Source organism: Psychrobacillus sp. Z3-81 (assembly GCF_056620325.1).
Genome location: NZ_JBWQPU010000009.1, coordinates 33,237 through 54,544, shown reverse-complemented (window position 1 = coordinate 54,544; position 21,308 = coordinate 33,237). Strand labels below are relative to the sequence as shown.

The 21,308-nt window shown below is 38.6% G+C and carries 21 protein-coding genes and 1 riboswitch; of the genes, 2 read left to right on the top strand and 19 right to left on the bottom strand.

Annotated features, from left to right (window positions below):
• Window positions 1-16: 16 nt before the first annotated feature.
• The 6 genes from AC1ECF_RS11260 to AC1ECF_RS11235 form a co-directional block, all read right to left on the bottom strand.
• Window positions 17-448 carry an NUDIX hydrolase gene (locus AC1ECF_RS11260; protein ID WP_480389513.1) on the bottom strand — a complete coding sequence of 144 codons (432 nt, stop codon included), beginning with the start codon at window positions 446-448 and terminating at the stop codon, window positions 17-19.
• A 38-nt stretch (window positions 449-486) separates the two neighbouring features.
• Window positions 487-1,362 (bottom strand): SDR family oxidoreductase, encoded by an 876-nt coding sequence (locus AC1ECF_RS11255; protein WP_480389512.1) that lies wholly within the window; start codon window positions 1,360-1,362, stop codon window positions 487-489.
• 379 nt (window positions 1,363-1,741) lie between these two features.
• On the bottom strand, window positions 1,742-2,170 hold the full coding sequence (locus AC1ECF_RS11250) for a hypothetical protein (protein ID WP_480389511.1): 429 nt from the start codon (window positions 2,168-2,170) through the stop codon (window positions 1,742-1,744).
• A gap of 58 nt (window positions 2,171-2,228) precedes the next feature.
• Window positions 2,229-2,591, bottom strand: coding sequence for a hypothetical protein (locus tag AC1ECF_RS11245; protein WP_480389510.1), 363 nt, complete (start codon window positions 2,589-2,591; stop codon window positions 2,229-2,231).
• Window positions 2,592-2,670: 79 nt separating this feature from the next.
• Window positions 2,671-3,159, bottom strand: coding sequence for a hypothetical protein (locus tag AC1ECF_RS11240; protein ID WP_480389509.1), 489 nt, complete (start codon window positions 3,157-3,159; stop codon window positions 2,671-2,673).
• Between the two features lie 43 nt (window positions 3,160-3,202).
• Window positions 3,203-4,189, bottom strand: coding sequence for a hypothetical protein (locus tag AC1ECF_RS11235; protein WP_480389508.1), 987 nt, complete (start codon window positions 4,187-4,189; stop codon window positions 3,203-3,205).
• A gap of 495 nt (window positions 4,190-4,684) precedes the next feature.
• On the opposite strand from AC1ECF_RS11235, the gene AC1ECF_RS11230 reads away from it, so the two are divergent.
• Entirely contained in the window at window positions 4,685-5,437 is a 753-nt protein-coding gene (locus AC1ECF_RS11230) for an SDR family NAD(P)-dependent oxidoreductase (protein WP_480389507.1), read from the top strand.
• 121 nt (window positions 5,438-5,558) lie between these two features.
• Here the strand turns inward: AC1ECF_RS11230 and AC1ECF_RS11225 are convergent, their stop codons facing one another.
• From AC1ECF_RS11225 to AC1ECF_RS11165, 13 genes are all read right to left on the bottom strand, one after another.
• Window positions 5,559-6,152, bottom strand: a complete 594-nt coding sequence (locus AC1ECF_RS11225) for a TetR/AcrR family transcriptional regulator (RefSeq protein WP_480389506.1) — start codon at window positions 6,150-6,152, stop codon at window positions 5,559-5,561.
• Window positions 6,153-6,669: 517 nt separating this feature from the next.
• The gene (locus AC1ECF_RS11220) at window positions 6,670-7,254 is read right to left on the bottom strand and encodes an ECF transporter S component (RefSeq protein ID WP_480389505.1); all 585 of its coding nucleotides are present in this window, start codon (window positions 7,252-7,254) and stop codon (window positions 6,670-6,672) included.
• A 160-nt stretch (window positions 7,255-7,414) separates the two neighbouring features.
• Window positions 7,415-7,548, bottom strand: a riboswitch (FMN riboswitch).
• A 924-nt stretch (window positions 7,549-8,472) separates the two neighbouring features.
• Window positions 8,473-9,711, bottom strand: a complete 1,239-nt coding sequence (locus AC1ECF_RS11215) for a hypothetical protein (RefSeq protein WP_480389504.1) — start codon at window positions 9,709-9,711, stop codon at window positions 8,473-8,475.
• On the bottom strand, window positions 9,708-10,241 hold the full coding sequence (sigX, locus tag AC1ECF_RS11210; protein WP_480389503.1) for an RNA polymerase sigma factor SigX: 534 nt from the start codon (window positions 10,239-10,241) through the stop codon (window positions 9,708-9,710). The genes AC1ECF_RS11215 and sigX overlap by 4 nt, the downstream gene beginning before the upstream one ends.
• 34 nt (window positions 10,242-10,275) lie before the next feature.
• Window positions 10,276-12,066, bottom strand: coding sequence for an ATP-binding protein (locus tag AC1ECF_RS11205; protein WP_480389502.1), 1,791 nt, complete (start codon window positions 12,064-12,066; stop codon window positions 10,276-10,278).
• Window positions 12,059-12,775, bottom strand: coding sequence for a response regulator transcription factor (locus AC1ECF_RS11200; RefSeq protein ID WP_480389501.1), 717 nt, complete (start codon window positions 12,773-12,775; stop codon window positions 12,059-12,061). Before AC1ECF_RS11200 ends, AC1ECF_RS11205 begins: the two co-directional genes overlap by 8 nt.
• Window positions 12,776-13,226: 451 nt before the next feature.
• Complete coding sequence (gene ccsB, locus AC1ECF_RS11195) at window positions 13,227-14,411, bottom strand: c-type cytochrome biogenesis protein CcsB (RefSeq protein ID WP_480389500.1); 1,185 nt, start codon at window positions 14,409-14,411, stop codon at window positions 13,227-13,229.
• Entirely contained in the window at window positions 14,408-16,066 is a 1,659-nt protein-coding gene (gene resB, locus AC1ECF_RS11190; RefSeq protein WP_480389499.1) for a cytochrome c biogenesis protein ResB, read from the bottom strand. The genes ccsB and resB overlap by 4 nt, the downstream gene beginning before the upstream one ends.
• Before the next feature lie 14 nt (window positions 16,067-16,080).
• Complete coding sequence (gene resA / locus AC1ECF_RS11185; RefSeq protein WP_480389498.1) at window positions 16,081-16,617, bottom strand: thiol-disulfide oxidoreductase ResA; 537 nt, start codon at window positions 16,615-16,617, stop codon at window positions 16,081-16,083.
• A gap of 98 nt (window positions 16,618-16,715) precedes the next feature.
• Window positions 16,716-17,450: a pseudouridine synthase gene (locus AC1ECF_RS11180; RefSeq protein ID WP_480389631.1), complete on the bottom strand. Its 735-nt coding sequence runs from the start codon at window positions 17,448-17,450 to the stop codon at window positions 16,716-16,718.
• Between the two features lie 106 nt (window positions 17,451-17,556).
• Window positions 17,557-18,552, bottom strand: a complete 996-nt coding sequence (locus tag AC1ECF_RS11175; RefSeq protein WP_480389497.1) for a D-alanyl-D-alanine carboxypeptidase family protein — start codon at window positions 18,550-18,552, stop codon at window positions 17,557-17,559.
• 19 nt (window positions 18,553-18,571) lie between these two features.
• Window positions 18,572-19,150, bottom strand: a complete 579-nt coding sequence (gene scpB / locus AC1ECF_RS11170) for an SMC-Scp complex subunit ScpB (RefSeq protein WP_480389496.1) — start codon at window positions 19,148-19,150, stop codon at window positions 18,572-18,574.
• Complete coding sequence (locus AC1ECF_RS11165) at window positions 19,131-19,901, bottom strand: segregation/condensation protein A (protein WP_480389495.1); 771 nt, start codon at window positions 19,899-19,901, stop codon at window positions 19,131-19,133. The genes scpB and AC1ECF_RS11165 overlap by 20 nt, the downstream gene beginning before the upstream one ends.
• Window positions 19,902-19,956: 55 nt before the next feature.
• On the opposite strand from AC1ECF_RS11165, the gene AC1ECF_RS11160 reads away from it, so the two are divergent.
• The gene (locus AC1ECF_RS11160) at window positions 19,957-20,454 is read left to right on the top strand and encodes a DUF309 domain-containing protein (protein ID WP_480389494.1); all 498 of its coding nucleotides are present in this window, start codon (window positions 19,957-19,959) and stop codon (window positions 20,452-20,454) included.
• Window positions 20,455-21,308 lie beyond the last annotated feature (854 nt).

Sequence of the window (21,308 nt, the reverse complement as noted above, 5' to 3'; positions counted from 1 at the left end):
ATGTTAAATATGCCAATTAAAACTCCACATAAAAAGGGTGTTTGCTACTATCTAGACAGTACTCGACTCTTTTTCTAAAGTTTTCAATGGTGATCATCTGTAAAGCCTGTTCAACAGGGAAAAAGCCCACTTCCATACTTTCAGGTGAAGTGGTTAATTCGCCACCAATGGGCTTCGCTAAAAAAAGCGTATTACAGATGGATTTATTCACATTTTGAAACACCCCGCAGAATTTAAGAACCTCAATATCGATACCAGACTCCTCTTTGGTCTCCCTTATTGCTGCATCTTTCAGCGATTCCCCTACTTCTACGATTCCACCTGGCATTTCCCAGCCTCTGTCAGGACCTTTAATTAATAAAAGTTCATTTTGATCGTTGAGTACAATAGTAGCCGCAGAAACAAAATGCTTAGGAGGTGTATATGTTTGTTGTATATTAGCTCCCAAAGTATTCTCCTCATTCCCTTTTGTATTTAATAACTCTGCTAATCCTTTAATGTAGTAATACTTTTAAAATAGTTCCCCCAATGTGGTCTTGTCCCATCTATGTCATAGAAACCATATAATTCGGATAGCTCCCACGTACTTAAAACTTCACCATTTTTAGTCGCTATTGAAGGATCTAAGGCAAGGTTTTTTACGGCTTCACCAATATAATACGGAGATTCAGATGCAATGAAATGCGGATCAACCTTTGCTCCCTCTTTCCAATTTTCCTCGGTCACACCAAAAAGATCGAGCATAGCCTCAGAACGTAGAAAGCCAGGAGTAACTGCAATAGAAGTGATATCATACTCCTTTAAATCCTGAGCCATTGCTTGTGCCATATGAATGGCAGATATCTTTGCAAGACTATAATAAAAGCTGCCACGAGGCTGATAATCTACCCCATCCGTGATTTCAATGATAAGCCCACCTTTATTTGCTCGCAGCAATGGCACACTATAATGTGTAGTAATGATATGTGAATGAACGGCTTGTTTTTGCATCTGAAGCCCCTTATGTAAATCATGCTCGCCAATCGGCTTCCCCCATTCCGTAAGTGGATCACCGCCCCATATATCATTTACTAAAATATCAAGCCGACCTTGCTCCTTTTTTATTTGTTCAAATAAATGAATGACCTCTGATTCAACAGTATGGTCTACTTTTACAGGTATCCCTTTTCCACCAGCTCTTGTTACCATTTCTGCTGTCTCTTCGATTGTTTCCTTCCGTCCCATTGGTGACTGATTATTCCTGGTAGTTCTGCCGGTCACATAAATTACTGCACCAGCCTCTCCTAGCTTCACTGCAATACCTCGACCAGCTCCACGAGTTCCTCCTGCTACTACTGCGATTTTTCCCTTTAACGATGACATTTTGTCAATTCCTTTCGACACGCTTCTTAAACTTCATTCTATTAATATTCTCTATATTCCCCAGACTTCCTCTGTATTTATGAAACCATCTCGTGTTTAGTTAAAAATTAGAAGATGGGCCATCTTAAGTTCGCCAAATATACTATAAATAAAAGAGAAAGAAATGATGTCAGAGCAAGAGGTCGCGTATAAACGCAAAAAGACAGAACAAACGAAGAGACAAAGAGATGAAAAAAGAGTTAAAAAAAGTTGAGATAAATATAAGAAAAAATAGACAGAGGGGTATCCACTTCTCTGTCTTCATTTGTATACAGTTCTTCTAAGATATATATGATTGATCCACGACATTTTTCACATAATAGATTGTGAAAGCTATATATCAATTCACTCCAACAACTTGTTGATCAAAACGTTTTCTTAATCCTTCATGTACACACCAGCCTACTGATGAATAAATTGTTGCTGGAATTAAAAAGTACCAATCAAAAGCCTTAAAATCAATGAAAATAAATCTGGATTCAGTAATGAAAATAAATATGACAACGAAACTGATAGCGAAAAACAAATGGGTTACGAATGAAGCATATAATCTTTTCTTGCCCATTAATCTATTATTTATTTTATCGGATAATATTGTTACAGGGATTCCAAAGAATAAAACAACTGGAGCAGCAAAAATAAGGACGAATAACGTTAAGCCTGGTACCTCTTTTAAGTTACTCTGTTCTACCAGCATATAACAAAAACCAATAATGGGCGTGGAAATGAGGATCGTCCAAATAAATGAAAATACTTTCCTTTTAAACATGTTAGCAGCCCTCCTTTTTATTTTAATCCCTTTGCTACCAATGCAAATTTAATCACTATTACTCTCCAGGTACATACCCTATTACTTCTAACGTTTCAGGATCTACATAAATTGTGGGGGAAGCAACTGCATCCTCCATATGAACTTCATATATCTCTTTTCCTATATAAGTTTCGTCTACGAATTTATAACTGGCATCAACCGTTAACATTTCCACCCTTGCATGTTCCCAATCCTGTATAGTTGGATAATGTTGCTGACCCCAACCCTTTTGTTCTATATAGTCGATTACCACATTTCTTACCTCTGTGTAACTATCATTCTTTATGACTTTATCCTCTTCGACCTCATTATTTGCACACCCCATCACAAAGAATGACAAGAATAGAAGTAGGTTAACCAAAGTAAGTTTCAATTTCACTAGGACCCTCCTTTACATTAAGTCGGTTTAAGCTATTCCCTTCCACAGAAAAAGAGCTGTCAACGGACTTGGACAGCTTCTATTCCTTGAAAATCATGGTGTCTGCTATAAAAAACTCTTTGGTTTGCTTTTCTTTTTTTACTTCCCACTCCACCGTAATGCGTGCATCTTTGAATAACTCTTTCAATTCCATTTCATTAAGTCCTTTTGAATAAAAGATAAATTCCCTATGATAAGTAGCAAAATTTTCACTTTCATTATCCTGCGCGGATCCGCTCCCACCCCAATATCGATCCGGTCCATCATAACCATTGATTAAAAGAACCCAGTCATCAAACATTTCAATATTTCTTTTCACCCCAGAACCATGATCCATCGAAAAATCAAAGGTAAGCTTTTGAAAGTCCCTTTGGTCTGATTCACCGTATTGATTTGTTCCTCCTAATCGCGAAAATTCCTCAGCGGTAACATTGGAAATAATCGTATTCACTTGGATATCAACCTCTTTATTACTGCAAGCCGTTAATATGCTAATAAGACCTATTATTAACAATAAAATTCTTCTCATAAAATCCCCTTTGATGAATTAAATTTGACTAGCAAAATACTAATCAAGGCATAAAATGAATTTTTCGTAGTTTCTCGGCGGCTTCTGAATAAATTTGATTTTCCTCTTGATTGATTAATTGCTCTGTATTGATTTCTTTGAACACATCGTGAAAGAATAGTAATCGGTCCATCTGCTCAGCTGTTGGTTGGTCATAAACCATGTCACTGAGTATATCGATTATGTTTTCTAAAGTTACATGTAACGTTGGATTTAATTCTATCACCGTCCTCAATATCCCTTGAGCCTCATAAAAATCCGCTAAAATCGGTGCCACAGCCAGACTAATCTCCTCAGGACCCTTCTTTTCTTGAACTATTGGCATATTTGTTGTAAGAGTCATGTTCATCAAATTAAATGCATCCTGAAAGAAGGCATACGATACAGGCTGGTTATATTCATCATACATAGTTTCTTTTTTATAAAAGGTATTTTTTTGATATCCGTTTTCCTTTTTATCGTAGATGAACTTCTGTATTATTTTATCGGAATGGGATGTCCGAACCATCACAATCGCCGGTTTATTTTCCATTGTGGTCGTAGTAAAGCGAATGGAACCTAACTGAACATAATCATGAAAAAGTGGATACGTATTTTCTCCATCTTTCACTACCAACAACCAGGTCTGCCCATCATCCCAAGCAAATAATCCATTTTCTGATTTACCGGCATTTACATACAGTTCGATTAATTCCTCTTCACCATCCTTATCCAAGTCCCATGTCGCTTTCTTAAAAAGCGTCGTTGGGTATTCCCCAATGTCTTTGGCTAGAATCATCGAATTATCCAAACTCACTTCTTGAGCTATCTCTAACTCGCGTGCTTCTCTTTCCTCTTCTAAAGTCTTTAAAAGAATATCCTTTTCTTCGGTAAGCTGCTCAATTTGTTTTTCAAGCTCATCCATTTCGCCCGACTGGTCAGCTTTTGACTCATCTGTGCAACCGACAAGTATGACGGCTAAGCATACAATCCCAATTACGAACTTTTTCAATCTCTTTCCCCCTACAAGATTTTATTACCTAAAAATGTTAATAATAATTTTATTCAACAATATCTGTTTAAATCCTTTATTTTTCCAGTAACAAAAAAGCTGTAGAAGCGTGATAATCGCCCCTACAGCTTATTAAATATTATGCAGTTTTAAATGTATGCGTTCCCCTATCTAATAAAGGCTTCATACGTTTGAACAGTACAATCATGACCGTAGTCACAAGAATACCTTTAATAAGATTAAACGGCAGTAACTGAAGTAAGGAACAATATTTTGTGATGTCTTCTACTCAATAGCAAAATAACCATCAGTTAAGAAAGTAAAAATAATCATATTACTAACAATTTTCTTTGACATTTTAATCAAATCTGTTAAATAAGTAACATCTAAAAGAGTTTTGTACATTGATGAAATGAATTTCTATCTTTAAACTGAAGGTGTAGTAAATTATTAGATTCACAAAGAATCAACATACAAATTTAGGGGGAACCTATAATGACACGTTTACAAGGGAAAGTTGCCATTATTACTGGTGGCGCAGGAGGAATGGGTGCAAGTCATGCAAAGCGATTTATTCAAGAAGGTGCAAAAGTTGTGATTGCAGACTTAGCTACTTCAAATGCTGAGGAGTTCGTAAAAGAACTTGGTGAAAATGCAATTTTTGTAGTTACAGATGTAGCTAACGAAGCATCTTGGGAAAACTTAGTTGCTAAAACAATTGAAACATTTGGCAAAGTAGATATTTTAGTAAATAATGCTGGTATCTCTACTTCAGGGCTAATTGAAGATACAACATTAGAATCATTTCAAAAAGTTATAAATATCAATCAAGTAGGCGTATTTTTAGGGATGAAACACGTTGTACCTCATATGAAAGAAAATAAATCAGGTTCGATTATTAATATTTCTTCCATCTCCGGTTTACGAGGCACAAAAGCAGGAATTTCTTACGGTGCATCTAAATTCGCTGTTACAGGGATGACAAAGACCGTTGCACTTGAAGTTGCTGAATATGGCGTTCGAGTAAATTCTGTTCACCCAGGTGTAATCAAAACGAAAATGACTGATCCAGCATATTTAGATGAAGATACAGCAAAAGTCATCCAAACTTTTATCGATAAAATTCCGGTAAAACGAATGGCTGAGCAATCGGAAGTTACGAACTTAGTACTTTATTTAGCATCAGACGAATCAAGCTATTCAAACGGCGCTGAATTTGTTGTTGATGGTGGAACCACAGCACAATAATTTCAGCATTTCTTAAAACATTATTCTAAATAGAATTCTCTAAATATCATAAGGGCTGCCAGATACGTGAATCTACAGCCCTTATGTTGTCTATTTATACAGTAATCCTAGTCCCACAACACTATTTAATTTGAATTTTCCCTAGTGAATATTGAAAGACTTTCACAAGTTCATTCGAAAATTCTTCTGGTTCTTTAGGGAAATCGTCCATAATCCACTCAATAATCAACCCCATTAATCCATATGCATAATATCTATTTAACATATCATTAATAGTTTTATCTTCACTTGGCAGATCCATTTTAAAGTCCTTTAAATAGGTAGTTATCATCTCATTCGTTAATTGAATGCTGAACGGACCTTTTATATTTTCTCTTAATAGAATTTGATAATACTCCCCATATTCCTTGAAATGAGTCAGCATATATATTGGTTCATTTACTAGCTCTTTAATGTTAATACTATCCGTATTTTCATACGGGATTCTTTGTGCTTTTTTCGCTTCATGAAATAGGTGATCTATAATTTCATCTAATAGCTCTTCTTTATGTTTATAATGTGTATAAAACACTCCCCTACTATAACCAGCAAGCTCGACTATGTCTTTGACTGTTATTTGTTCATATTTTCGTTGCTTTAACAATTCAAAAAATGCATTATATAAATCTGATCTTGTTCTTTGGACTCTCTTATCTAAAAATTTAAATTCAAACATAGTAATTCCTCACAAATTTCTTTTAACGTTTGCTTAATTAGTGGACTTCTGTTCTTTTTAACCCGTAATTTCATTGTACTAACATGCAAATATTTTAACAATAAAATATAAGAAAGATCTAAAGAGACCAATATCAGAGTAGTTGCTGAGTCTACCTTATATACTCATGAAAAAACGAAAATATCGTTCCCACTATTACTCCGACCGGTTCTATTACTTGAGTGTGGATGATTGAATAATCCTTGCTTAACTGCTGATTTGTCTCTAACTCAAATGCTTCCCTTTCTCCCTCTAGCATATTTATTAATTCATCTCTTTCTAGTGAAAGCTGATCAAGTTGACTTATAGGTCAACCCCAGCTTTTTGGTGATGAACGATATATATACATAATTTAATCATAAAGACATCATTCAAAATAATTCATATACTGATGTATTAAAGAAAAAGCAATAATATAAAAATTGCTAAATAAAAAAGCTGTAGAAGCGTAATAATCGCCCCTACAGCTTATTAAATATTATGCAGTTTTAAATGTATGCGTTACCCTATCTAATAAAGGCTTCATACGCTTAAACAGTACAATCATGACCGTAGTCACAAGAATACCTTTTATAAGATTAAACGGCAGAATACCGAAAATGATTGTATTAAATAATGCTGTCCCTGTTTCCATCGGGAAATTTAAGAAGTACGTATACATTGGTAAGAACACTAAATAATTAAGCAAGCTCATTCCAATTGCCATTGTAATTGTTCCTGCCACCAGTCCATAAGCAATTCCTTTAGAGGAAGCAACCTTACGGTAAATTAAATATACTGGTGTAACAAATAGAATACTAGTGACAAAGTTTGCAATGTGTCCTACTGGTACTCCTGTTGGACTGCCAGAAAACAGCCAATCCAGGACGTTTTTCAAAAACGCTACTACTATTCCTGCTACAGGTCCCATCGTAATAGCTGCAATTAATGCAGGAATGTCACTAAAGTCTACCTTTAAGTATGCAGGTAACACTGGTAACGGAAATGCAAGTAGCATTAAAACAAAGGACAAGCTACTTAGCATGGCGATTGCAATAAGCATTCGCGTCTTGTTCTTCTTCATAAATCCTCTCTCCTTTTGCGATTCACTCCACAAGAAGAAAGGTTCAGCACGTTTAGTATTTCCTCACGAAAAATCCCTTAAGTAACGAGCACTTAAGGGAGTTAAAAGGTACACTTAAATAAGCGTATCCGTATGAGTAAAATACGAAAAACGACTGCACCTTCACCTTCTCCCATCCAGACTATACTGTCGGCTTTGGAATTTGACCAAATCCTGCCATTTACGGCTCGCGGGCTCAAGAAGTTTCCTTCTACTACCGCCGATCGGGAATTTCACCCTGCCCCGAAGATGAATCATATTATTTTGTTGTCGATTCATACTTGAATCATGAATATTTTAACAAAATTTTAACCTTATTGCAATAGAACTAGCTTACGACTTATTGTATGGACCTATTTCTATTTCAACTAGTGAAACCGTTTAGACGGATTGTTAAGTTTGGTTAAGCGCATGCCCAGTACATCGCCTGTCTTGGATCGAGTATCGTATGTAACCACCGGCTAACTGGAAGAAAATTCTGTAGGTATGCAAGTATTATCCATACAGCTCTCGTATTTAACGTGTGACTTCGATTTTTTCCATTTACTTCCGTTTTGCAACTAACTAGTGGGCTACCGCAACTAAATTATCTAAAAGTGCAACTAAATCACTCATAATCGCAACTAACCTCTGAGTCTATCGCAAATATTTCCTTCTAACCGGGGCCAATAAATTCCTTTTAGTGATTAAATGGGCGATAAAAGTGACTAACCACCTCACGAAAGCGACTAAATGGATGGTGAAAGCGACTAAACTACCCTCGAGGGCGACTATTCCATCAGTGAGCGTGACTAAGATCATCACCAGCGCACGTATTCCTATTTCTCTTCCAATTTCAAGTCATTCTTTGTTATCCACCTTCAAACTAAAACCAATTATTCCCTTTATTTAACAAATAAAATGTATTTATCACCAATAAATTCCACTTATTAATTGCCACCGCAAGTAAACTGACCAAAATCGCAAGTAACGAAGCCGCTATCGCATGTAAGTAGCGTCCCAGCGCAAGTAACAGCATCACAACCGCAAGTAATGACGAGATTACCGCAAGTACTTCCTTTAAATTCCCAATTAGAAGCCCCTTGTTCTATTTATCGCTATCTTCGCGTCTCCAACCCTCCCCCTACCTACCACCCAACCAAAAAAAGCCGAATTCGAGCGGACTCGAATTCGACTTTTTTAATTTTCCATCATATAACCGTTTGGGCCAACAGGTCTGGGAAGGACATCTGTGAAATCGTATTGATCCCAAGAGGTTTGCACTACGTTCTCTAGCTTTATATTTAACCCAAAGCTACCGGCAGTAAGTGTTAGAGCATCGATTAATCTATTTGCTTCTCCCTCGTCCATTTTACTGAGGTCAAGCGGCTTATCAAAAGTTATAATTCCATTGGTTTTTTGCTCTGTATACTGAAAGGTAACGTCATTTGGTATAGGTGAGCTGTATAAATTTCCTTGAGGCTCGTTCAAAGCGAAAAGTGCTTGCTCCGCATTTTCATAAAAATTCACAGTTGGAGCTAGATAAGTTTCGCCGTTTGTCGCTTCATATACGTAGTATGCTTGTCTTGGATACTGTCCCGTTAAAGGGGTTGGTTCGCTGAGCAGACCCACTTGGTCCCACTCGATAGGAGTCCCATCTTCATTCACTCTTTTTAGCTGAGCAAAATCAACAAATATTTCATTGATGGAAGACAGGTATGGAACCGTTGTACCTGAAGCCATATCGTAGCCATGGTCAGCAGGTAAGTGATGCACTAGCGTATCACCTTCTGCGAAAAAATAACCTTTGTAAGGATGATAGTCATCAAAGGCCAACGCAGCTTCGTCTATTCTTCCTGCATATTGGTTATATAAGTCTAGGCTGCTTGGCTCCATGCTTGGGAAGTCTGCCACTATCTGATCCTGTGGAATAATGATGGTCACCGGAACAGACATCGCATTTTCTAAAAAGGAAAAATGAAAGGCAGTACCACCATTTAAATCTTCCTCATATATAGCACTAGAACTCTCTAGCTTATAGAGATTCAAGGTTTCATCAAATCCCATCATCTTCGTTTGGTCCTCTGGTGGAACTGATGTAATACTAATTTCAGATTCCCCCGAAGGATCTTGTTGCATTTCTTTATTCTCCAAGGCTGGAGAATCCTTTACCAAGTCCGAAGATGACTCCTGTTGCGCATTGTCCATAAAGGATGGAACCAATACGGCTAATAGGAAAACGGAGGCAATGGAAACGAGTATAGGCATCCACCTTGCTGTCCCGCGTGGCATTCCTTTACCTACGTCTTTAGCTTTCTCATCAGCTTCCAAATCCTGAAGGAGACGATGAAGCACTTCCTCTTTCGAGCGAATGTCGTAAAATTTGGGCATGCTACGTAGCAGTTCATCCAACTCAGTATTCTCTTTATCTTTGGTCATGGTTGAATATACCCCTCCTTTTCTTTGACAGTTAATCGTTCGCGAAGTGCTTTAATTGCACGGTGCTGGGTGGTTTTCACCTTACCCTCCGACCACTCTAGCACTTGTGCTGTTTCTGAGATGGATAAATCTTGAAAGTATCTCATGATTACCACAAGCTTTTGATCTCCCGTGCAAGTATCTAATGCTTTTAGCATAGCTCTCATCTCATCGCTTAACACGACTAAATCCTCTGGAAGCATATCTGGAGAGCTCAGCTGCATCGTTTCCCAATCAAATGAATCAAATGCCCTTTTTTTCCGAACGCTTTGCTTCCGGAAATGATCAATCGCCACATTTTTAGCGATAGAGAAAAGCCAGGTTTTTTCTGAGCTTTTCCCTTCAAATTTGCTATAAGCTTTTAGAACACGAACATACACTTCTTGAACCAAGTCTTCCGCAGTTTGTCTGTTTTTTACCAAGTAAATCAGAAACTGAAATACATCTTGATGATAATGATCATACAAGTGATGGAAAACGGAGTCATTCATATGCTCCCCCCGTTCAATATATTAGTCGTTCTATCTACTGATTTGTTACATTAGTTAAGGGTAGCTTTATAAAAAATGTAGTACCCTCTCCAACTGTGCTTTCCACTGACAGATGTCCTTCATGTCGCTCCACAATATTCTTGGCAATCGCAAGACCTAGTCCTGTACCACCTTTTCCTCTAGTTCGAGCTTTGTCTGCTTTATAAAAGCGTTCAAATACATACGGAAGGTCTTCCTTAGGAATTCCATAGCCCGTATCTGCAACCGATATGGTTAAATGCTTTTCTAGCTGTTCCACATGCACTGTGACAGACCCATGCTCAGGCGTATGTCTTAGTGCATTATCAATTAAGTTAGTCAATACCTGCTCCATCCGATCTTCATCTATCTTTAGCAACAGACTTGGATTGGTGGAATATTGCAAACTTAGTTGAATCTGTTTTTCTTTTGCAATTTTTTCGAATTTTTGCGTGATGCGTTCAATTGTCGGGATAATGAAAACATCTTCTTTGTAGATGCTTAAATAGCCCGACTCAAGTCTAGCTAAATCTAGAAGCTCTGTTACGAGTCTTCCCATACGATTTGATTCATCGTTAATAATACGGATCATTTCGTTTTTCTCTTCCTCTGATGTCACCATATCATCCAGAATTGCTTCGCTATATCCCTGCAGTAAGGATATCGGAGTTCTTAGCTCATGAGAGACGTTGGCAATGAAATCCGACCGCATTTTATCCAGCCTGTGCTGTTCTGTCATATCTCGCATTACGACCACCGCACCGCGAATCGACTCGTTACTGTATAGCAAACTAATAGATACAGAGAAATAATAGCCTTTAATTTCTACCTCTTCCTCTATTTCTTCTTCTTCATGGAATACATGCTCTAATAGATGCTGTAATTCCGCTGGGATATCTGAATCGCCAGTTAGCTTTTTGTTTTCGTACCATTTTTGTAGCAGTTCATCCGCTTGCGGGTTACTCACCAATACTTGGTAGTCCTTATTGAATGTGAGTACAGCATCCGTCATCGAGGTGAGAATATTCGATAACTGCTCTTTTTCTTGATTAATAAGCTCTACATGGTGCTTTAGGTGTCTACCCATCCTGTTAAACGCTGCTCCAAGCTCGCCAATCTCGTCTCTTTGAACAATCGGTACCTTTGTTTCAAAGTTGCCCTTTGCAAGCTCTAAAGCCGCTAGACGCATAGATCTCAGAGGAGACGTAATTCTTGAGGAAAGGAAGAACGTCAGCAAGGTTGTAAGTAACAAGGCAATAAAACCAGATAAAAATACAATTTTAGCCGTGCTATTGGATGTTTTGTCCACGACATCTAAGCTTTGATAAATGAAGACAGCTCCATGGTTTTCTTTGTCCGATTCTAGAGGAAATGCGAGAATAATATAATTCTCCATCCGTTCCTCCTCCATCATCGAGGGCATCAGCATTTTCCTAATAATTGTATCATTAGATGTGTAAATTTTGGAAAGTTCTTTGTCATTTAGAATTTTTTCTGTTATGACTTCCTTATGAAGTCCATCGTGTACAGAAAGAAAGACTGAATCGGCATTCCGGACGATTAGTGTATTTGTTTCTGTACCTAATATATCTTCAATAATATCAATAGATGACTCTACGTCGTCGTGCTGTTCCACAATTTTACCGATAGTGGCAGCCTCCTGACGTAGAATTTCTTCTGCTTGCTCGGTATGGAAATCCTCTAAAAACTCTAACATTAAAACAGTCACAATGAACAGTACAAATAAAACGAGAAGCAAAATGGTTCCCCACAGCTTCCCGACTACACTATTCCAGATTCTATTCATTGGCTACCTCAAATTTATAGCCAACGCCCCATACGGTGACAATCATCTTTGCAGCCTTCTCTGAGACTCTGTTAAGCTTTTCTCGTAACCGTTTGACATGCGTATCCACTGTACGTAAATCACCAAAGAAATCATAATGCCAAACCTCTTTTAGTAAGTGTTCACGATCGAATACCTTATCTGGAGATTTTGCAAGGAAATATAAAAGCTCATACTCTTTAGGTGTTAAGCTTACCTCAATCCCATCAGCAGTTACTCTATGTGCATCATGATCAATCGTCAAATGTGGAAACACCACAATATCCTTCGAAATCGACACTCCTTGAGCAGCTGAATAAGCAGAGGATCGTTTTAATAACGCCTTCACACGAAGGACAACCTCTCTAGGACTGAACGGTTTTACGATATAATCGTCCGCACCAAGCTCAAATCCTTCTACCCTATTTGACTCTTCTCCCTTTGCAGTTAGAAGAATCACTGGCGTATCTTTATGCTCACGTAATTCTGTTATTACTTCTATACCATCTTTTTCGGGCATCATAATATCTAAGAGGATACAGTTATATTCATTTTCTAATGCAAGCTGTAAGGCAATCTTCCCATTCTCAGCTTCTTCGACAATATATCCTTCTCGCTCTAAATACATTTTTAATAATCGACGGATACGTTCTTCATCATCTACTACTAAAAGCTTTATCATATCTGACATTTTATTATCATACCCTTCTATCTACTTACTTATCATTCATATTGTACAATTACTAGATGCAAATTGGAAGAAAAGCATCAAACTAACATCTTATTTTGATAATCGTTTTTGATGGTTTGCCTTTTATTCTATCGCTATATTATCGCATAACCTAGACTCTAAGTTTAATTGTTCCAAGTTCATCACAGTTTCTCTTCCGCCTTATTGCAGCAAAACAGTGACAATGATGGATTATTAGCTCTAAAACTTTCTAACAGAGTAGCAAGTTTCGATATATATCGCCATATAACTAGCGTACTCCCCTTTATTCTTCCTTCTACAAACTAGCTGATATTTATGTATATATTTTTTATATCATAATTCTTTTTTATCGTATATGTATTCGAACAAATTTTATCCTATAAAAATAGCCGAAGTCATCATTGACCTCGGCTATTTAACCAGCAGTTATTTACGCATAAGAATGTAAGCCAGCAATTATTAGGTTTACTGCAATTAGGTTAAACATAATGATAATAAAACCGATCAATGCAAGCCATGCTGATTTTTCTCCATCCCAGCCCTTTGTGAGGCGAAGGTGTAAGAAGACAGCGTAGAATAACCAAGTGATTAATGCCCATACCTCTTTTGGATCCCAGCCCCAGAAGCGTGCCCACGCCTCGTGTGCCCAGATCATCGCAAAAATCAGCGCTCCTAATGTAAAAACAGGGAAGCCGATTAATACGGAACGATAGCCTATCTCATCCATTAGCTGAGAATTAGATTTTTTCGCAAGAGGCTGTAAGACAGCAGCCACACGTTTACGAAGGATTAATCGTAAAGCGATATAAATGATTGTACCAAAGATTAAAGACCAAACAACCGTTGTCAGCTTTTTAGCGTTCACAATCGGTGGTGTTTCCACGAATGGTTCCATGACACCCTCTGTGATAGCCTCCGACTCATTCATACCAAAAAGCGGTGGCATATGGTAAACGATTGTTTCTTGCGTCTCTTCCTTACTAATATAAGAGAACTCTGCCTCATAACCGACAATAGCAAAGGTAATAGTGGAAACGACAAACCCTACTACTACAATTAGTAGATACATAACCGCTTCTATCCAAAAGCGTTGTTTAGATGGCTTTGTTAAATCGATGTTTTTTAATAGCCATACAAGTCCTGCAACCGCACTAATCGCTAAAATAGCCTCGCCCATTGCAGCTGTGATAACATGGATTGTTAGCCAATGACTATTTAACGCTGGAATAAGCGGTGAGATTTCTGTTGGGAACATCGTTGCATAAGCAATAATGAGCACTGCGATTGGCAACGCAAACAGCCCAAGTGCAGGTGTTTTATAAATAAAGTAAATAAGTATAAATGCTCCTACAATCATCATGCCGAAAGCAGTTGTAAATTCAAATAGATTACTAACAGGAGCATGCCCAGCTGCTATCCAACGAGTAATAAAATAACCTAAATTACTTATAAATCCGATGATTGTAATTGTTATAGCAGCTTTGCCCCATCTATCAAAGGACTTATTGTCAGAGGAGCTAGAGCTTTTAACAGCTCCCCCGAATAATATGGTTCCCAATAGATAAGCAACGAATGCCACGAATAATAAGGAACTACTTAAAGATACCATTGTCATTTTTCATTTTCCCCTTCCATTTTTTCCTCTTTAGCATCTTCATCCTGTTGGTCTTCATATGGTGGAAGTTCCGTAACCTTGGAAACCTCATCTATATCTCTCTTCACGCTTAGCCAGTTTTTATTGGTATGAGCTGCAATCGCAATTTGACCATTTTCTAAAACCTGAAGCCAGATACGTCGGTGGTTCCAATAAGAGCCTTGTACTACCCCAATCATGAAGATTAAACCACCTAAAGCAAGGATCGGAAGTGTTAAATCTTTACGAATCGTAAGACCCGAAACATCTCGTGTTTCTACGCTTTGGAATGCAATCTTATGCTTATTTTCTCCAAGGGGCTCTAGCGTTTCTTGAATCATGACAAAGCTAGTCTCTCCTTTTGGGAATTCAGGTGTATACATTTTGACCAAAAATGCTGGATTGTTCGGTACAGGAGATTGTGATTGTGGCTCTCCATCTTCGAATCCTGTGAAGTCAGCATAATAATCTACAATTTCCACCTTATAGCCTTCTTCTAGCTCATACATTGGCTGTGGATTTGCAAGGTCAATTGTAAATTCCCCATAGGACTGAGCAGTTTCTTTATCTTGTAGCTGGAATGTCATAGACTTTAATTCATCTAGACGGAAATCCATTTGAAAGACAGAGAAGTTATCAAATTTTAGTGGTTTATTTACTTGTATAGAGTACTCTTTTTCAAATGTAAGCTCTTTCGAATTGCTAGGAAGGGAATCTTCTGGTCCCTTGTAAAGGATAGCATCTGTTTGATAGTTAGAGGCAATCGTACCTACTCGGTCAATAGCTTCTCCAAACACCTCGGAAGATTCGTCCTTTGAATACGTCTCATAAATAAAACCCTTATTTTCTAGATAATATCCATCCGTTTCAGGAATATAGAGTGTTTCCCCTTCTCTAATCCACATACTTTCATCCACATAAAAGCCAGGAAAAGCTCTAAGCATAACTCCTCCTAAGAATATGATCAAACCTAGGTGGTTCACGTATGGACCCCAACGTGAGAATCGGCCCTTCTCCGCTAAGATAGCAGTGCCTTCTCGCTTCACTTTATAACGCATGGATTTTAGCTTTTCTTCTGCTTTTGATAGAGAATTTTCTGGATTTTCAATTGCTCCGATTCCATAAATACGTTGGCGCTTCAAGAAGCTTATATGGCGTTTAGTTTTTTGTTTCTTTAAAGATTTATATAAAGGAATCACACGGTCTAAACTAGCAATTACTAAAGAGATTCCAAGCATTCCAACTAAAATCTGGAACCACCAAGAGCTATATAAATCTGACAAGCCAAGCTCATAATAGATCGTTCCAAATATCCCATAAACTCTTTCATAGTAAGCAGCAATGTCTGCTTCGTTTGTTGCAGGGACATAGAATACCTGTGGCAGGATCGTACCAATGGCAGCTGCAATTAAAATAGCTACAATAATCCACATACCAACCTTAACGCTAGAGAAAAAGTTCCAAATCTTATCGATAATTGTTTTATTGTAAGTTTGGGAACGTCGTGCAGACCCTTCATATCTCATATCCACAAGCTTTTTTTGCTTCGTTTCCTGACTTAAAGGACGTCCGCAGCTTTCACATAGCTCTGTGCCGACTGGATTGATATGCCCGCATTCACATTGTATCTTTTCCATTTAAAAGAACTCCTTCATGAAGGTTTAATTTCTTCCATAAAATTCGCGATATCTTCTTCCGTCATTTCCCCTTTAATAATCTTCACAATTTTCCCTTCTGGGTTTATGAGAAAAGTTGTAGGAAGAGGGTCGATATTATAGGATTCCTTCACGCTTTTATTGTGATCGATTGCAATTGGAAAAGATAAATCATATCTTTTTGCAAAGCTATTAACCTTCAAATCAGATTCTGCAATGTTCACCGCAAGGGTTTGTACCCCTTGGTCTTTATAAATTTTGTATTGGTTGTCCATCGCAGGCATTTCTTTCGCACATGGCTTACACCATGTGCCCCAGAAATTTAAGAAAATACCTTGTCCTTTATAATCTGACAGACGGTGCTGCTCTCCGTTCATATCTGTTAACACAAAATCAGGAGCTTGATCTCCAACCTTTAAAACAGCATTCTTTTCTTTCGTTACATTCGTAACAACTGTAAATATAATGGCAGATGCTAAAAGCACTAAAATAACTGTTCGTATATAAAAGCGTTGTTTTTTTGATTGAGCCATACTAATTACCCCCCCTTTTTAAACATACCGTCAATATTATACCAAATAATTCTATGGAAATTGAGATATACATATGAAGGGTTTGTGAACTTTTTAGCCTATTTCCCTATTTTTCCCGTTTCCGCTAATACACGAAGCTGTTTTACTTCATGAGTCGTTAACTCTCTCCATTCACCAGCATTCAAGCCATGAAGCGTTAAGAAACCAAATTTTTCGCGTTTTAGCTTTTGTACAGGGTGTCCAATTGCATCAAACATTCTTCTAACTTGCCTGTTTCGTCCCTCATGTATGGTAATTTCCACAATGGCCTTATCTGTCTTCTTTTCGCTAGATAATAGTTTCACTCTTGCAGGCGCAGTCTTCCCATCCTCTAGCATGATCCCTCTTTCCAGCTTTCTCAGCTGCTCCTTTAAAGGAATTCCTTTTACACGCGCAACGTACGTCTTATCCACTTTAAACTTTGGGTGTGTTAGTGCATAAGAAAAATCTCCATCGTTTGTAAGCAATAAAAGTCCAGAAGTATCGTAATCGAGCCTTCCTACTGGGTATAAGCGCTCAGTCACGTGAGGAAGAAGATCCGTTACCGTTTTTCTCCCCTTGTCATCACTGACAGCAGAAATAACTCCTCTAGGCTTGTAGAGTAAATAGTATACCTTCTGCTCTTTCTCCAATTTTACCCCTTCTACCTCCACGATATCAGAGTTTGACACCTTTGTACCTAGCTCCGTTACTACTTTCCCGTTAACTGACACTTTACCTTGTAAAATTAGCTCCTCTGCTTTTCTGCGTGATGCCACTCCAGCATGTGCTAATACTTTTTGTAATCTTTCCAAGTAATTCACCTCGTCCATTCTTTCCAATCATCCTGAGTGAATTATGTCACACTTCCCGAAAAAATAAAAGAAGACAGTCTTTTATAAAAACTGTCTCCTACCTATTTTACTTGATTTTTTTTACATTAAATTGGAGTGCCGGCTCATTGTCAATCATTATCTTCCAGAGATATGGACGGCTTTCCTTACCCTTTCTTGGAATAATCAGCACATTCTTCAGCTTTTCTTTTTCCTCTTTATTGATTAATAAATAATGGTCTTGCTCTACCTTGATGACATCCTTCTGGAAAAGGCGGTATTTCCCCTTGCTCACAACCTTTACAGTCTCATATGTATCAAACACTTGCTCAGCCAATGAAACATGCGTAGCCCAATCATTCGAGTGGTTCAGGGTCACCACAATTACTTCCTTATCCTTTTCCTTCAAGTAGGTGACAAGGGTCCTGCCTGCTCTCTTCGTGTAACCTGTCTTGCCCGCTATGGTATTTTGGTTAAAATGCATAAGCTTATGCTTATTTCTCCATTTCACGGACCTTTCTTTCGGCACATAGGTTTTCGCAGAAGAAATCTTCACAAAATCCTCATTTTTTAGCGCTAATCGAAACATATTCGCCATGTCCTTCGCCGAAGCATAATGATCATCGTGATGTAATCCAGAAGGATTTGTAAAATGGGATTTCTCCAGATTGGCGATTTCCATTTTTTCATTCATCAGTTGAACGAACCCTTCTATTGACCCGCCAGTATGCTCTGCGAGTGCATAAGCTGCATCATTGCCGGATTGCAGCATCAGTCCATGCAATAAAGAACCGACTGTCCATTGCTCTCCTGGCTTCAAATAGAGGGAGGACCCCTCCTGCACAGAGGCTGCTTGAGAAATGGTGACTAACTCGTCTAATTCTGCGTTGTCCAGTACAGTTAGTGCTGTCCAAACCTTTGTTAGGCTTGCGATTGGAAGCTCTTGCTCGGCGTTGCTACCAATAAGCAGTCTGCCGGTTTTTGCATCAATCACTGCATAGGAGCTAGAAGCTTCCGCAGGCTGAATGTTCCAGACCAACAAAAATAAGATGAATAAGATAAAAGACTTTTTATAAATTGCCAATACTCCTTTGTAATTTATTTCATCCCTCAAAGGTTTCTTGAAACTTCGTCATAAATAAATCCGTGTCATCCATCTCGTCTACCTCAATATCCTCTGGAAGTGGAGGTAATGAGTGTAAATCCTTCAGACCAAAATACTGAAGAAATTCGTTTGTCGTACCGTATAAAATAGCTCTCCCTGTTCCCTCTGCGCGTCCAACCTCTTGAACCAGTCCCTTCGCTGAAAGTGTATGGATCGGACGTTCAGACTTCACTCCTCGAATGTCCTCTATCTCTACCCTTGTAATAGGCTGCTTATATGCAATGATGGCCAAGACTTCCAGAGACGCCTGGGATAATGATTGTACTGTCGGATTCTCCACCAGCTTTTGAAGGTACTCAATATTTTCTTCCTTTGTCACCAGCTGATAAGTGCCAGCTAGCTGCTTTAGCTGTATCCCCCTCGTTTCATCATCCTCATATTCCATCATCATCTGATCAAGTGCTTCTGCGATTTCCGCCTCCGTGCTGTCGGTCAAAAATGCAAGCTGTTTTTTCGTTAAACCATCCTCTCCAGTTACAAATAGGAGGCTCTCAATCTTACTCTTCAAACGTGTCATCAAAATCTATTTCCTTTCCTAACTCTACTACTAGCTCTTCAAAATTATGCTGTTGTTCTACTTGTACTACTTTACGTTTTATCAACTCTAGTAATGCAAGAAAAGTAGTGACAATGGTTGTTTTATCTCTCGTCGGAAATAAATCATAGAAGGATAATCTACCATTGTGCTTTTGAAGAGTAGTTACTACATTATGCATTTGCTCTTTTATCGATACTTCCTGTCTACTAACTCTTGTATGTAAAGGGGCGCTAAGCTGCTTTCTTCTAAGCATTTTTTGGAACGCACCAAGCATATCATAGACATTTACATCTAACTCGAATAAAGCAAGCTGCTGACTAGACTGGTATTCACTAAGATCTGTCGGCGCCTTTGTAAAGAAAAGACTTCTATTTCCTTCCAGCTCCTGTAGATTCTCCGCTGCCTCTTTATATTTCTTGTATTCTATCAGCTTTTGCACTAACTCGTCCCTTGGATCCTCATAAGGGATATCAAAGTCGGCGTCCATATCCTCATCCTGATGAATCGGTAAGAGCATTTTGCTTTTAATGGATAATAGGGTCGCCGCCATTACTAGATACTCACTTGCCTCATTCAGCTCTAATACACTCATTGCGTGTATGTGCTCCATATATTGCGTCGTGATTTCTGCCATCTTTATATCATAGATATCTATTTCCAAACGATTGATTAAGTGCAATAATAAATCAAGCGGGCCCTCAAAAGCTTCCGTTTTTACTTCATAAGACATAAAACTCCACCTAAAATTCATTTTTAATCATTATTATAGAGGAAAGGTGAGCTTATTGCACCCTACATTACATCCCAATTTTATTCAGTTTATAAAAGAGTTTAATAGAACCTTCGATTATTTTGAATGTCACGAGCTTTTAGAGGAGTATTGGAAGGAGGTTGCCCCCGGAAACAAGGAACATCCGGCAGCGGTGTTCGTTCTCCTTTCTACCTCCATGTACCATTGGCGAAGAGGTAACTTTGCCGGGGCTAGAAAGACGATGAAAACCTTTATCCAACGTATGGAGAAAATCTCCTTATCACCCTTTGACCAGTACATCGACTTTCCTGAACTAATAGAAAAGGCGCAGCAATCCTTGTCCGCCATTGAAAGACAGGATGCCTTTCAACACTTTCTTCTGCCAATAAAAGATCAAGAGCTAGAGCAGCTTATCGCACAGGAAGAGCTAACTCTACTAGATACGGAATATCTTACTCATAAGCATATGCTCCGAGACCGCTCTGAAATACTAGCAGAACGAGAAAAACAGAAAAAAAGACGAAGCGAGTAGGGTCATGGGAAAGCCGTTTACAGAAAAAGAGAACCGGTCAAGTAATATGTACATATAAAGTGAAACTTTGATTGGGTGGGTGGTTCTTTCATCCCCCACCAATCATTAGTTGAACCAATCGGGCTTTTAGGGACAGTTGATCTCCCACTTAGCTGTCTCATTTCTTTTGCCATCTTGAAGTGGGAGTCTTACTGGCCCTTAATGCGGGATAAATAAAGAGTCCTATGAATTCCTAATGGCAAGCGGAATTTGTAGGACTCTTTTTATGTTTGGGGGCTTGGAGTTTGTCACCATGAATTGCTTTTCTAGCTGGCAAGCGATCCACCATTTCTGACTGAGAATAAATGGGCGCTTTCCGAGAGTAAATCTCCCCTGAACGAGAGTATTCCCCTCGAATGAGAGTAAAAGTGGGCTATCCGAGAATAAAGTCTCTCTATACGAGAGTATGCGTTGGCTATCCGAGAGTAACTGATCCCCAACTGAGAGTAACGACAAAATGGGGGCGGCTTCGCCTGTTTGGCAATCGAGTTGCTTTGATACATGGGCCCCTTCTCCTGCTGGCAAGCGTTTTGCCGTTTCTGACTGAGAATAAATGGGCGCTATCCGAGAGTAAATCTTCCCCGAACGAGAGTATTTCCCTCCAATGAGAGTAAAAGTGGTCTATCCGAGAATAAAGTCTCTCTATACGAGAGTATACGTTGGCTATCCGAGAGTAAATGACCTCCAACTGAGAGTAACGACAAAATGGGGGCGGCTTCGCCTGTCTGGCAATCGAGTTGCTTCGATATATGAACCACTTCTACTTTTGGCATGCGGGCAACCGTTTCTGAGTGAGAATAAATGGCGGCTATCCG

Coding starts and splice junctions, on each gene's coding strand:
- AC1ECF_RS11255 (WP_480389512.1), bottom strand. CDS start 1,362: ATGTCATCGTTAAAGGGAAAAATCGCAGTAGTAGCAGGAGGAACTCGT.
- AC1ECF_RS11250 (WP_480389511.1), bottom strand. CDS start 2,170: ATGTTTAAAAGGAAAGTATTTTCATTTATTTGGACGATCCTCATTTCC.
- AC1ECF_RS11240 (WP_480389509.1), bottom strand. CDS start 3,159: ATGAGAAGAATTTTATTGTTAATAATAGGTCTTATTAGCATATTAACG.
- AC1ECF_RS11230 (WP_480389507.1), top strand. CDS start 4,685: ATGACACGTTTACAAGGGAAAGTTGCCATTATTACTGGTGGCGCAGGA.
- AC1ECF_RS11225 (WP_480389506.1), bottom strand. CDS start 6,152: ATGTTTGAATTTAAATTTTTAGATAAGAGAGTCCAAAGAACAAGATCA.
- AC1ECF_RS11220 (WP_480389505.1), bottom strand. CDS start 7,254: ATGAAGAAGAACAAGACGCGAATGCTTATTGCAATCGCCATGCTAAGT.
- AC1ECF_RS11215 (WP_480389504.1), bottom strand. CDS start 9,711: ATGACCAAAGATAAAGAGAATACTGAGTTGGATGAACTGCTACGTAGC.
- sigX (WP_480389503.1), bottom strand. CDS start 10,241: ATGAATGACTCCGTTTTCCATCACTTGTATGATCATTATCATCAAGAT.
- AC1ECF_RS11205 (WP_480389502.1), bottom strand. CDS start 12,066: ATGAATAGAATCTGGAATAGTGTAGTCGGGAAGCTGTGGGGAACCATT.
- AC1ECF_RS11200 (WP_480389501.1), bottom strand. CDS start 12,775: ATGTCAGATATGATAAAGCTTTTAGTAGTAGATGATGAAGAACGTATC.
- ccsB (WP_480389500.1), bottom strand. CDS start 14,411: ATGACAATGGTATCTTTAAGTAGTTCCTTATTATTCGTGGCATTCGTT.
- resB (WP_480389499.1), bottom strand. CDS start 16,066: ATGGAAAAGATACAATGTGAATGCGGGCATATCAATCCAGTCGGCACA.
- resA (WP_480389498.1), bottom strand. CDS start 16,617: ATGGCTCAATCAAAAAAACAACGCTTTTATATACGAACAGTTATTTTA.
- scpB (WP_480389496.1), bottom strand. CDS start 19,150: ATGACACGTTTGAAGAGTAAGATTGAGAGCCTCCTATTTGTAACTGGA.
- AC1ECF_RS11165 (WP_480389495.1), bottom strand. CDS start 19,901: ATGTCTTATGAAGTAAAAACGGAAGCTTTTGAGGGCCCGCTTGATTTA.